Source organism: Rhodococcus sp. NPDC055112 (genome assembly GCF_053607505.1).
In genome coordinates, this window is record NZ_JBSGTR010000096.1 from 1 (window position 1) to 12,514 (window position 12,514).

The following is a 12,514-nucleotide window of genomic DNA, read 5'->3' on the forward strand; positions in this document are numbered from 1 at the left end:
CGGTTGACGGGTCCCTACACTCGTCAACCGCGCACGGGCGGCGGAGCCGCCTAATCGGCGGCGTACTCGGCCTCGCGTTCGATCCGCGCGATGGCGGCGCCCGGCACCTGGACGGGGCCCGGTGTGTAGGTGACCGCACGCAGTGCGCCGGTGTACCGGAACGGGCCGCGTCGTTCGCGCAGATCCCATGACACCGGGCCGCGGGCGTCCACCCCGACCGAGATGCCGGTCCAGGGGGCCATGCCGACCAGCTGCACCTGCCCGAGCAGCTCCCCGGCGGGGGTGCCGTCGACCCGGATGGTGAAGTCCCAGCGGAGCCGCGGGGCGACCGTCGTGGAGACCTCGATCCGGCGGGCGCCCACCGGCACAGGACCGGCGTCGACGGAGGCGTACCGGCCGTAGCTGTTCAGCCCGAACACCAGGTGCCCCTCCTCGATGTACAGCAGGTAGCCGCCCTGTGGGTCGCCGTGCGCCACCAGCACGCCCTCGTCGCCCGACGTGAACCCGGATCCGCCCAACTCGGCGGCGATCTCGAAGTCGCGGAAGGCGATCAGCTTCGAGGACCGATAGCGTTCCAGGGGCGGGGTGCCCGCCAGGATCCGGACCGGCCGCGACAGCGCCTGCTCCGCGGGCCTGCGGACGGCCAGTGCACCGCCGCTCAGCAAGGGGAACACCGTGTTCGCCCATGCCGCCTCGTCCCATGTCGCCGCCAACTCGTCGACCTTCTCCGGAAACCGGTCCGCCAGGTCGTGCAGTTCGGTTGGGTCGGTCCGAACGTCGAACAGCTGCCAGCGCGGGGCATCCACGTCGGGGCCGGGGTGCAGGGCGAGCAGTTTCCAGCCGTCGCGGTAATAGCCGCGGTTGCCGGTCATCTCGGTGTACTGCTCGGTGTGCGAGGACGCGACGGCCCCGTCGCGGAGCACTCCGGAGGCGTCCACCCCGTCGAACTCCTTGGCGGGCAGTCCGCCCCGCACGGTCGGGGGGTCGATGCCGACGAGTCCGAGCAGGGTCGGCGCGAGGTCGGTGACGTAGGCGAACTGTTCACGGATGCCGTTGTCGCCGTCCTGCTTTCGCAGTCCGTCCGGCCATGACAAGACGAACGGCACGCGGACGCCGCCGGCGAAGGACTGCCCCTTGTAGAAGCGGAACGGGGTGTTCGACGCCTGACCCCACCCCCGCGGGTAGTGCACGCCGAGCTTCGCGGTGCCGATCAGGTCCTCGTCGTGCGGCACGTCGCCCACCCAGTCCGGGTCCGTGACGTGCGCGAACTGGGAGAAGTACGATCGGGTGCCCTCCGGCCCGCCCTCCGCGGTGCCGCCGTTGTCGGAGGTGAACACGACGATGGTGTTGTCGAGTTCACCGAGCTCCTCGATGGTGTCGAGGATCCGTCCGATGCTCTGGTCGACGCTGTCGACCATGCCCGCGTACACCTCCATGTAGCGGGCGAAGCGTCGCTTCTGCTCCGGGGTCAACGAGTCCCATTCGGGCACATCGAATCCGGCCTCGGAATTGCGCTGCGCCTGCTCGGTCCCCGGCGGGAACAGCCCCTGCGCGAGTTGCGCCTCGAAGCGTCTCTCGCGGAGCGCATCCCAGCCCTCGGCATAGCGGCCGCGGTACTTCGCGACGTCCGCCGGCTTGGCCTGGAGTGGTCCGTGCATGGCCACGTGCGCGAAGTAGAGAAAGAACGGCTTGTCGGCGTCGTGGGCGCGAAGGTCCTTGAGGTATCCGATGGCCTTGTTCGTCAGATCGTCAGTGAGGTAATAGTTCTCGGGGTACTCGTCCACGTCGACGGCGGAATTGTCCGAGACCAGCTGGTTGGGATAGTAGAAGGAATTGAGGCCCTCCAGGGACCCGTAGTAGCGGTCGAATCCGCGTTGCGTCGGCCAGGAGTCGCGATTCGCGCCGGGGCGCATGTTGGCGTCGCGCACCAGGTGCCACTTGCCGACGGCGTAGGTGGCGTAGCCGCCCGCCCGCAGGATCTCGGGCAACGTGAGCACGTCGTCGGCGAGTTCGAGGCGCAGACCCGGGTAACCGGGATCGGCGTTGGCGACGAAGCCGTAGCCGGCTCGGTGCGGATTGAGCCCGGTGAGCAGCGCCGCGCGCGACGGTGAGCACAGCGGGGTGGTGTGGTAGTTCGTCAGCCGCACGCCCGAGGCGGCGAGGCGATCGAGGTTGGGCGTGTCGATCTCGGAGCCGAAGGGCCCGATGTCGCTGTAGCCCATGTCGTCGATCAACACGACGACGACGTTCGGTGAACCCGGGGCGGCCGAGGGAACGGGCGCCCAGGACGGGGTCGAGTCGTCGGTGGTCCGGCCGATCCGGCCTGCGAACCCCTCGTAGCCCCTGGCGTGCGGCGGGACGGTCATCAGCTCGCGACCCGCACCGGCTGGTCGATGGTCGAGTAGTGCGAGGCGTCGCCGGTGACGATGCGGCTGCGCTCGCCGTGGGTGTTGACCGGGACGTCGCCTGCGAGGGTGATCCGGGTGAGGCGACGGCGCTGCCCGTCGTAGTCGCCGACGGCGTAGTGCTGGGTGGCGCGGTTGTCCCAGATCGCGACGTCACCGTCCTCCCAGTTCCAGCGGGTGGTGTTCTCGAGCTTGGTGACGCGCGCCTGCAGCAGCTGGAACAGCGCCTGCGACTCGGCGGGGCCGAAGCCGACGAAGCCCTTGACGAAGTGGCCGAGGAGCAGTGACCGCTCACCGGTCTCGGGGTGCACGCGCACCACCGGGTGCTGGGTCTCGTAGTAGGTGGACTGGAACTCCTTGATGTACTCCTCGCCCTTGTCGTCGACGGACGCGGCGGTGCTCGCGGCGTAGTCGAAGAGGTTGGTGTGCGTCGCCCAGAGGTTCTCCACCAGGGCCTTGAGCGGTTCGGGCAGGGTGTCGTAGGCGGCGACGGTGGACGCCCAGGTTGTCGAGCCCCCGTAGGTGGGCAGCACCTCGGCCCGCAGGATCGAGGCCTTCGGGATGCGGTCGACGAAGGTGACGTCGGTGTGCCAGCTGCTGGCGCTGCCGTACTCGGAGTCGATCGGCAGGACCCGCTCACCGCGGGAGGTGACGGTGGGGTGCGCGGTGGTCGGCTCGCCGAGCAGCTGGGCGAATGCGTACTGGGAGTCCTCGTCGAGGTGCTGCTGGCCGCGGAAGAAGATCACCTTGTGCTCGAGCAGGGCCTGACGGATCAGTGAGACGGTCGCCGGATCGAGGTCGCCACCGAGGGTGACGCCATCGACACGGGCGCCGATGTGGGCGCCGAGCTTCGCGACGGAGGCTCCCGTCGCAGTGGTCCGGGTTTCGAAATCGATTGACATGAAAAGCCTTTCGTAGTGTGTCGGGCTCGCTGCGGTACGTGTGTCAGGCAACCAGCGATGACTGTGGTGGCCAAGGGTTTCCGTCATGCTGATCGCAACCGGCGTCCGGATCGTCGCCGTGGCGGGTATTTCCCCTCGGTTGGTGGAGAATTCGGCGGGGTGTTAGCTTGACGCCATGAACTCCGGCAGGCCTCACCCGTTGCGGGTCACCTATGTGACCGCCGCACTGGGTTCACGCCTGCCCCTGGCGCGGGAACTCTGTTGTTCCCCCCGCGGTATCTGTCGCTAGTCCGCGCTGCCACTTCCTCGTACGTCGACATCCCTGACCTCCGGGCGCCCCTGTGGGCGTTCCGGCGGCTGATGTCACGTCGTTTTCCCAGGTCAGCGCTCGCCCACGCCGTGTAGGTCTGTCCCGTCAGGGACGAAGCGCAAGGAATTCGCGTGTCCATCACCACTCTGTCGTCCGCGGCCGCCCTCACCCGGCCGATCGTCCGTCCTCCCACTCGTGCCCAGATCGTCCCGCCGGAACTGCGGGTGGCCGACACCCCTGCCGCCGCGGTGTTCCGGGTGGCCTGCGCCCGTGGGCCGATCGCCCGTGACATCGCGGCCAAGACCACCGGGCTGTCCACCGCCACGGTGAACCGTCAGGTCTCGGCGCTGCTGGCCGAGGGTCTGCTGCGTGAACGGGCGGATCTCACCGCGTCCGGTGCGGTGGGCCGACCCCGGGTCCCGTTCGAGGTCAACCACGAGCCCTACCTCACCATCGGTATCCACATCGGTGCCGTGGTCACCGGGATCGTGGCCAGCGACCTCAGGGGAAAGGTCCTCGGCGCAGTCGAGATCCCGACACCGGCCATCCCGCAGGACCAGGCGCTGTCCCAGATCGCTCGTAGTGCAAAGCTTTTGGCCTCGAGATGGCATCGACGCAGGCCCCTGTGGGTTGGGGTGGCGCTCGGCGGTCGGGTGGACGCGACGTCGGGCCGGGTCGACCACCCGAGACTCGGCTGGCTGGGCGCCCCCGTCGGCTCGATCATCGGCGAGGGGCTGGGGCTGCCGGTCTCGGTCGCCGCGCACGTCGAGGCGATGGCGGCGTCGGAGCTGCTGCTCGCCCCGCAGCGCCCGGGCGACAGCGGAACGGAAGGGACCAGCCTCTACTTCTACGCCCGCGAGACGGCGGGGGTCGCCGTCACCATCGACGGCCGGGTGCACACGCCCTCGTCCGGGCCCGGCTCGATCGTGCACCTGTCCACCGGTTCCTCGGCGCTCTGCTCCTGCGGTGCGCGGGGCTGCCTCGAGGCCACGGTCAGCGACCGCGCCACGATCGCAGCGGCCAAGGAGGCCGGCATCCTGACCGAGACCGACGAACGGCCGGCCATCGCCGCCGTCTACCGGGCAGCGGCCGCGGGATCCATTGCGGCGCACGAGCTCCTGGTCGAGCGTGCCCGGGTGCTCGGCCGCACCGTTGCGATGCTGCGTGACCTGTTCAACCCGGACCGGGTGATTCTCGGCGGGCAGGCCTTCACCGAGTACCCCGCAGGGATCCCGCACGTCGCCGAGGCATTCGCGCGCACGTCGAGTTTGGCCCGCAAGGACATCCGGATCACCGGTTTCGGCAACCGCGTCCAGGAGTTCGCCGCGAGCGTGGTCTCGCTCAGCACCCTCTACTCCGATCCACTCACCTCCATCCGAAGGGTCTTCTCCCAGTGAGCTCCTCCGTCATCCGGTCGTCCGTCGACCGTCGCACCTTCTTCCGCGGCGCGGGCCTGACCGCCGCCGCCATCTTCGGGACCGGTCTGCTCGGGGCGTGCTCCTCCGCGGTCGACGAGCAGCGGGCGGGGGCCGCCACCGGTGCATCCGGCACACCGGTGCGCGGCGGCACCCTCAAGACGGGCATCACCGCGGACGTGGTCCCCGCGGCGTTCCTGACCAACACCAGCGGGGCCACCACGGTGATCGGGCTGGCGTACGACACCCTCGTCCGCTATCCGCACGACAAGGTGGAGCCGCAACCGCGGCTGGCGAAGTCGTGGCAGCTCGCCGCAGACGGGCTGTCGCTGACCCTGGATCTGCGCGACGACGTCACCTTTCACAGCGGGCGCCCGTTCACCTCGAAGGACGCCGAGTTCTCCCTCCGCACCTACGCGGACCCCAAGTGGACCGCTCAGCTGCGCAGCACCGCGGCCGCGATCACGGCGTTCGACACCAGCGACCCGCACCGCCTGGTGCTGACCCTCGCGCATCCGCTCGGGAACATCTTCGACCTGCTCGACACCGTGCCGATCCTCGACAGCGAATCCATCGACAAGCTCGCCACCGGTGATGCCTTCGTCGGCACGGGGCCGTTCAAGCTGGTCTCGCGCACGCCCAACAGTGCGCTGGTGTTCGAGCGCAACGAGCACTACTGGATCCCGGACCGCCCGTTCCTGGACCGGGTGGAGGTTTCGGTGATCCCCGACTCGCAGGCGCTGCTCAGCTCGCTCAAGTCCGGCCAGGTCGCGGTGGCGAGCGAACTGAACTACCGCGACATCGAAACCCTCGGCAAGACAGCGGGATTCCAGGCAGTGTCGCTGGAGGGAGCCGAGCTGCAGGTGTACCTGGGCGCAAACGTCACCCACCCGGCGCTCGCCGATGTCCGGGTGCGGCAGGCGATCGCGCACGCGCTGGACCGGGACCGGGTGATCTCGGAGGTGTTCCGCGGCTCGGGCTACCCGGTGAACCTGCCGTGGCCCAAGAGCTCGCCCGCCTACGACGAGGCGAAGAACAAGACCTTCACCCGGGACGCGGCCAAGGCGCGGGCGATCCTGGCCGAGTCCGGGGTGGCGGTCCCGTCCCTGCCCCTGACCTACCTGGCCGGGAACCCCTTCTTCGAGGCGACCGCGCAGATCGTGCAGGCGAACCTCGCCGAGATCGGCATCCCGGTCGAGCTCGACCCGCAGGAGCGCGCGACGTTCGTCAAGGCGCTGATCGGTGGCACCATCCCGGCCCTGTGGGTGACGTTCCATTCGTGGGCCCAGTACGTCCCGTCCACGCTCACCGTCAGTGCCTACCCGTTCAACGCGCTCAAGAACTCCTCGCACTACGAGAACCCGGCCTACGTCGACGCCGCGGGCGCCGCGTGGCGGGTCCCGGACGGCACCGGCGCGGAGGCGAAGGACCGGTACCGGGCCGTGAGCGACCAACTGCTGGACGGGCTGTTCCTGGTGGAGATCGGCGTGGTGCTCAACCAGCTCGCCGCGGCCCAGAAGGTCCACGGCATCGACTGGACCAAGCGTTCCGAGGTCGTCTACACGGACACCTATCTGGCCTGACGGCCCCGACCGAGAGGAGCTCGCGTCATGGTGCGATACCTCGCACGCCGGCTGCCGTCGGCCGTTGCGGTGTTGCTGCTGGCCTCACTGCTGATCTTCTTCGTGCTGCGGCTGGTCCCCGGTGATCCGGCGAGCAGCCTGGCCGGACCGGATGCCTCCGCAGAATCCATTGCCGCGATCAGGCATTCGCTCGGGCTGGACCGGTCGATCCCGGCCCAGTACGTGTCCTGGATCGGCTCGGTGCTGACCTTCGACCTGGGCCGGTCGTACGTGATCAAGGGACAGATCTCCGATCTGGTCCTCTCCGGTCTGGTCAACACCGTCGTGCTCGCGGTGACCGCGCTGGTGCTCGCGGTGCTGGTCAGCCTGGTCCTCAGCGTCGCGGCCGTTGTCTGGCCGAAGCGATGGCTGACCAGCGTGGTCGCCGGGTTCAACACCCTCGCCGTTGCGTTGCCGCCCTTCGTCAGCGGCGTGCTGCTGGTCCTGGTGTTCGCGGTGCTCGTTCCGGTGCTCCCCTCCGGTGGGGTTCCGCCGCAGGGGTTCTGGGTCAGACCCGACATCTCGGCGCAGTACCTGATCTTGCCGGCCGTGTGCCTGGCCCTGCCGGTGGCCGCCGCTCTGACCCGGTTTCTCACCGAGTCGTTGCGCACCGAGTTGGGTGAGCCGTACGTGCTGACCGCGCGGGCACTGGGCGTCTCGCGGTGGAATCTCGTGACCCGCAGCGCGCTGCGCAACGCGCTGCCCACCATGGTGACAGCGCTGGGTCTGCAGACCGGGCACCTGCTCGGCGGGGCGGTGCTGGTCGAGGCGATCTTCGCCTGGCCAGGGATCGGGCAGCTCATCGAGCAGGGCATCAGCCGCCGCGACTACCCGGTGGTCCAGGTGCTGCTGCTGCTCTCGGTCTCGGTGTTCGTACTCGTCCAGCTCGCCACCGACATCGTGCACGCGTACCTGGATCCGCGGATCCGGATCGGGGGAACCTCATGAGCGTCACCCACATCGAGGACCCCGCGGTCGCCGACAGGTCCCTGCCCGCGCCGGACCCCGCGCACAGACACCCCGCGCTGGCCGCGCTCACCCACGGGCAGGGACTGCTGGGCCTGGTGCTGGTGGTCGCGGTGGCGACGGCGGGACTGCTGGCCCACTGGATCGCACCCTTCGGCCCGAACGAGCAGATCGCGGGGGCGAACCTCCTCGGGCCCGGTGCCGAGCACTGGTTCGGCACCGACCAGGTGAATCGGGACGTCTATTCCCGGGTGTTGCACGGGATCCGGATCAACCTCGAGATCATCGCGATCTCGGTGCCGATCGGGGCCGTGGTCGGAGCACTGCTGGGTCTGGCGTCGAGCCTGCACCCGGTGACCGACGTGATCGCCCAGCGCGCCTTCGACGTGGTCCTCGCGTTCCCCGCGCTGATCCTGGCGATCGCGCTCGCCGCGATCGTCGGTCCCGGCGCGGTGACGGTGATGGTGGTGATCGTGGTCGCGGAGATCCCGATTTTCGGCCGGATGATCCGCACCCAGGTGCTGCGGATCCGGGAGCTGCCGTACGTCGAGTCGGCGCAGGTCATCGGGGCCGGTCGGTGGTGGGTGTTGCGCACCCACGTGCTGCCGAACGCGCTGGAGCCGCTGGCCGTGCAGCTGGCGCTGTCCATGTCGGTGGCGGTGTTCGTGGAGTCCGCGATGAGCTTCATCGGCATCGGCGTCCGGCCGCCCGAACCCTCGCTCGGTTCGATCATCGCCGACGCCGTCCCCAACCTCGACGCCAATCCGGCCTTCGCCATCGGCCCGCTTGTGGTGGTGGCGGCGCTGGTGCTCGGGTTCCTGCTCATCGCCCAGGCGCTCGGATCCGCGCGCCGGGCCTGATGCGTCACGACATCTCAGGAGTAGACGATGACCAAGACAGACCCGATCCTCGAGATCGAGGACCTGAGCATCCGTTTCGGCGCGACCGGCGACCCGGTGGTGGTTGGGCTGAACCTGACCGTCGACCGCGGTGAGATCCTCGCGCTGGTAGGCGAATCCGGTTCCGGGAAGTCGATGACCGCGAAGGCGGTGCTGGGGCTGCTGCCCGACGCCGCCCAGGCGAGCGGGTCGATCCGGCTCGGCGGCGACCAGGTGGTCGGGGCAGGGGAGGAGACCCTCGCCCGGCTGCGCGGGACCAGGGCGGCGATGGTGTTCCAGGAGCCGCAGACCGCGCTGAACCCGGTACAGAAGGTGGGTTGGCAGATCGCGCAGGCCCTGCGTGCGCACGCGAAGATCGGCAGGGCGGAAGCCAGGGCGCGGGCCGTCGAACTGCTGCGCCTGGTGGAGATCCCGGATCCGGAACGGCGGGTGGACTGGTATCCGCATCAGCTGTCCGGCGGGCAGAAGCAGCGGGTCGTGATCGCCCTGGCGCTGTCCGGGGACCCCGACCTCCTGATCGCGGACGAGCCGACGACTGCGCTGGACGTAACGGTGCAGGCGGAGATCCTCGACCTGCTGCGTGGCCTGCGGACCGAGCGGGGTGCGGCGATCCTGCTCATCACCCACAACATGGGGGTGGTCGCGGACATCGCGGACCGGGTGGCGGTGATGCGTCGCGGCGAACTGGTCGAGGAGCGCGCCGTGCACGAGCTGTTCTCGGCGCCGGGGGAGAAGTACACCAAGCAGCTGCTCACGGCGGTACCGCGGCTCGGGGACACCGCGGGCTCGGTCGGCTCGGCACCTGTCGCGCCCGCCGAGCCGGTCCTGGTGGTGCGTGAACTGGACGTGGTGTATCCGGCGAGGCTGGGTAACAAGGAGTTCCACGCCCTGCGCGGTGTGGGCTTCGATGTCGGCGCGGGCGAGGTGCTCGGGCTGGTCGGGGAATCGGGTTCCGGCAAGACGACGCTGGGACGCGCGGCGCTCGGTGTGGTGCGGGCGGCCTCGGGGTCGGTCGTGTTCGACGGGACGGATCTCGGCACGGTGTCGCGCAGGGAACTCCGCGGCCTGCGGAAGGGGATGGCGCTGGTGCACCAGGACCCGGCGGCGTCGCTGGACCCGCGCCGGAGCATCGGGGATTCCGTCGCGGAGCCACTGGTGGTGCATCGAGCGGCGTCCGGCGCCCTGCTGCGCGCCCGGGTGGGCGATCTGCTCGAAGCCGTGCGACTGTCGCGCTCCTTCGCGGACCGGCGGCCTGCCGAACTGTCCGGCGGGCAGCGACAGCGGGTGGCGCTCGCGAGGGCCCTGGTGCTGGCGCCGCGGTTGCTGGTCGCCGACGAGCCGACCAGTGCCCTCGACGTGTCCGTGCAGGCGGAGATTCTCGACCTGTTCGCCGACCTGCGCGAGGAGTTCCGGTTCGCCTGCCTCTTCATCAGCCACGACCTCGCGGTGGTGAACCGGGTGGCGGACCGGGTCGCCGTGCTCCGCGGCGGCGAGCTGGTCGAGATCGGTGACACCGCAGCGGTGTTCGGGAACCCGGGCGACCAGTACACCCGCGGCCTGCTCGCCGCCGTCCCAGTCCCGGATCCCGTCGAGCAGCGGCGGCGGCGCGGCGAGCGGCCCGAGGCAGGGCTGGTCGCGGTCGGGTGACCGGTCGGCCACGGCCTGAGCCCGGTGGTCACGGCGTTCGGTGGACCGGCCTCAGGCCAGGGCGTCGAAGATGGTTCGGGACCGAGTGCTGCCGTGCGCGAGTGCGATGAAGGCGGCCCAGGAGCGGATGTGGGGATGGAGCATGAGCAGGTTGCGGCGTTCGATCTCGGTCATGCCGCCCCAGATTCCGGACTCGACCCGGTTGTCCAGCGCTTCGGCGCCGCACTGCTGGACGACAGGGCAGTGCCGGCAGAGCGCGGCGGCCTTTCGTTGCTGCGCCGAGCCCCGGATGAACATCCGGTCGGGGTCGGGGATGGTGCGGCACAGCGCGCTGGCGCTCCAGTTCTCGGGTGCGTCGTAGGCGGCCTGGTGGGTGTGGCGAAGTGTGTTGATCATTTCGAGACGCTCTTCACTGGGTATGAACGAAGGTGCGGCGGGCCGGCTCCCGGTGAAACGGGTGTCGCGGAGCCGGTGCCGCTGGGCGGGGCGGGGGTCTGTTCACGTCCGGTGTCGCCGCGAACAGACCCCCGCTTTGTCCAGCGCTAGTTGCTGGAGCCGAAGAGGGAGCCGAGGCTCCCCGTGCTGCTGCCGTTGCCGCCGCTGGGTGCGACGGTGACGGTGGTGTGGGTGGTGGAGGCGTTGGTGGTGCCGTGGCCGGAGAAGTCGGCGGTGATGGTGCGCTGGCCGGCGGCGGTGGGGGTCCACTGGTAGGTGGCCTTGCCGTCGTTGCCGACCTGCCCGGTACCGAGGACGGTGGTGCCGTCCTTGAAGGTGATGGTGCCGCCCGCTGCTGCGGGGTTGACCGTCGCAGTCAGCGTGATCGCGGTGCCGACCTTGGCTCCGGTGACCGGGTTGAGGGTCACGGTGGAGTTGCTGTTGGCTGCGGTCACCGAAACCTGTTGGGTGGTGGTGGATCCGAGGATGTTGTCGTGGCCGGAGAAGGTGGCGGTGATGGTGCGGTTGCCTGCGGCGGTGGGGGTCCACTGGTGGGTGGCTTCGCCGTTGGCGCCGACCTGTGCGGTGCCGAGGACGTCGGTGCCGTCCTTGAATTCGATGGTGCCGCCCGCGCCCGCGGGGTTGACGGTGGCGGTGAGGGTGGTGGCGGTGCCTTCCTTCGCCCCGGTCACGGGAGCGAGGGTGGTGGTGGAGGCGACGTCGGCGACGGCCACGGCGACCTGTGCGGTGGTGGTGGATCCGAGGATGTTGTCGTGGCCGGAGAAGGTGGCGGTGATGGTGCGGTTGCCTGCGGCGGTGGGGGTCCACTGGTGGGTGGCTTCGCCGTTGGCGCCGACCTGTGCGGTGCCGAGGACGTCGTTGCCGTCCTTGAATTCGATGGTGCCGCCCGCTGCTGCGGGGTTGACGGTGGCCGTCAGGGTGGTGGCGGTGCCTTCCTTCGCTCCGGTGACCGGGGTGAGGGTGGTGGTGGAGGCGACGTCGGCCGGGGTGACGGTGGTGGTCTGCGGGGTGGACTGGGAGGCGTTGGCGGTGTTGGTGGTGGGGAATTTGGCGGTGAGGGTGTGCTGGCCTGCGGTGGTGGGGGTCCACTGGTAGGTGCCGGTGCCGTTGGCGCCCACGGTGTTTTGGCCGATCTTGGTGGTGCCGTCGTAGAACTCGACGGTGTTGCCGGTGGCGGCGCCGGTGACGGTGGCGGTGAGGGTGGTGGCGGTGCCGACCTTGGCTCCGGTGACCGGGTTGAGGGTGGTGGTGGTGGTGGCTTTGGTGGCGGTGATGGAGGGGCCCTGGGTGGTGTAGGTGTTGCCGCCGAGGTTGCCGAGGTAGCTCATGCCGCTGGTCATTGCGGTGCCGAGGGTGCAGTTGGCGCCGACGGTGTACTGGGTGCTGAGGGTGGCGGGTTGGGTCTGCTTGACGATCACCTGGTAGCTGGTGGCGTTGAAGTCGCCGGCGATGAAGTCGGGCGTGATCTGGAGGTAGGGCTCGACGGGGTGGACGCCGGCGGTGTCGGTGATCTTGGCTGAGCCGGGGACGTAGGTCAGGCAGGTGGGGTGGTGGTCCTTGACCCAGTTGAGTTTTTCGTTGGTGGAGTCGTTTCGTTCGAATTTGGTGGTGATGGTGATGGTTTCGCCGGGGGCGGGGGTGGCGTTGCTGACGGTGCGGGTGAGGTGGGTGTAGCCGCTCGACCAGTCGACTGTCGCGGGGGCGGCGGCGGCGACGCTGGTGCCGAAGAGGGTCAGTGCGCCGAGCGCGAGTGCGGTTGCGGCGCCTGCGGCGACGGTGCGTGTGGTTGCTCGATGTGCCATGAGGGTTCCTTCACTTGGTGCGGCCATCAGCGTCGCCGCGGGTTGTGGAACCGGGCTCCGGCGCGGCAGGGGTGCGCCGGAGCCCGGTGT

The 12,514-nt window shown here is 69.8% G+C and carries 9 protein-coding genes; 5 read left to right on the plus strand and 4 right to left on the minus strand.

Annotated features, from left to right (window positions below; genetic code table 11):
* Nucleotides 1-50: 50 nt before the first annotated feature.
* Nucleotides 51-2,366 carry an arylsulfatase gene (locus ACWFRB_RS25525; RefSeq protein ID WP_452644012.1) on the minus strand — a complete coding sequence of 772 codons (2,316 nt, stop codon included), beginning with the start codon at nucleotides 2,364-2,366 and terminating at the stop codon, nucleotides 51-53.
* Complete coding sequence (locus tag ACWFRB_RS25530; RefSeq protein WP_452644013.1) at nucleotides 2,366-3,307, minus strand: TauD/TfdA dioxygenase family protein; 942 nt, start codon at nucleotides 3,305-3,307, stop codon at nucleotides 2,366-2,368. Before ACWFRB_RS25530 ends, ACWFRB_RS25525 begins: the two co-directional genes overlap by 1 nt.
* A 447-nt stretch (nucleotides 3,308-3,754) precedes the next feature.
* Here ACWFRB_RS25530 and ACWFRB_RS25535 point away from each other — a divergent pair, with 447 nt between their 5' ends.
* The 5 genes from ACWFRB_RS25535 to ACWFRB_RS25555 are packed head-to-tail and all read left to right on the plus strand — an operon-like array spanning nucleotide 3,755 to nucleotide 10,166.
* Nucleotides 3,755-5,014, plus strand: a complete 1,260-nt coding sequence (locus ACWFRB_RS25535; RefSeq protein WP_452644020.1) for an ROK family protein — start codon at nucleotides 3,755-3,757, stop codon at nucleotides 5,012-5,014.
* Entirely contained in the window at nucleotides 5,011-6,615 is a 1,605-nt protein-coding gene (locus ACWFRB_RS25540) for an ABC transporter substrate-binding protein (RefSeq protein WP_452644014.1), read from the plus strand. The genes ACWFRB_RS25535 and ACWFRB_RS25540 overlap by 4 nt, the downstream gene beginning before the upstream one ends.
* A gap of 27 nt (nucleotides 6,616-6,642) precedes the next feature.
* Complete coding sequence (locus ACWFRB_RS25545; protein WP_452644015.1) at nucleotides 6,643-7,602, plus strand: ABC transporter permease; 960 nt, start codon at nucleotides 6,643-6,645, stop codon at nucleotides 7,600-7,602.
* A complete protein-coding gene (locus ACWFRB_RS25550; protein ID WP_452644016.1) occupies nucleotides 7,599-8,480 on the plus strand; it encodes an ABC transporter permease in 882 nt (293 codons plus the stop codon). Before ACWFRB_RS25545 ends, ACWFRB_RS25550 begins: the two co-directional genes overlap by 4 nt.
* A gap of 27 nt (nucleotides 8,481-8,507) precedes the next feature.
* The gene (locus ACWFRB_RS25555; RefSeq protein ID WP_452644017.1) at nucleotides 8,508-10,166 is read left to right on the plus strand and encodes a dipeptide ABC transporter ATP-binding protein; all 1,659 of its coding nucleotides are present in this window, start codon (nucleotides 8,508-8,510) and stop codon (nucleotides 10,164-10,166) included.
* 51 nt (nucleotides 10,167-10,217) lie between these two features.
* Here ACWFRB_RS25555 and ACWFRB_RS25560 read toward each other — a convergent pair whose 3' ends face one another.
* Together ACWFRB_RS25560 and ACWFRB_RS25565 are read right to left on the minus strand one after the other, a co-directional pair.
* Nucleotides 10,218-10,562, minus strand: a complete 345-nt coding sequence (locus tag ACWFRB_RS25560; protein WP_452644018.1) for a WhiB family transcriptional regulator — start codon at nucleotides 10,560-10,562, stop codon at nucleotides 10,218-10,220.
* 146 nt (nucleotides 10,563-10,708) lie between these two features.
* A complete protein-coding gene (locus ACWFRB_RS25565; RefSeq protein WP_452644019.1) occupies nucleotides 10,709-12,424 on the minus strand; it encodes an Ig-like domain repeat protein in 1,716 nt (571 codons plus the stop codon).
* Nucleotides 12,425-12,514: the final 90 nt, after the last annotated feature.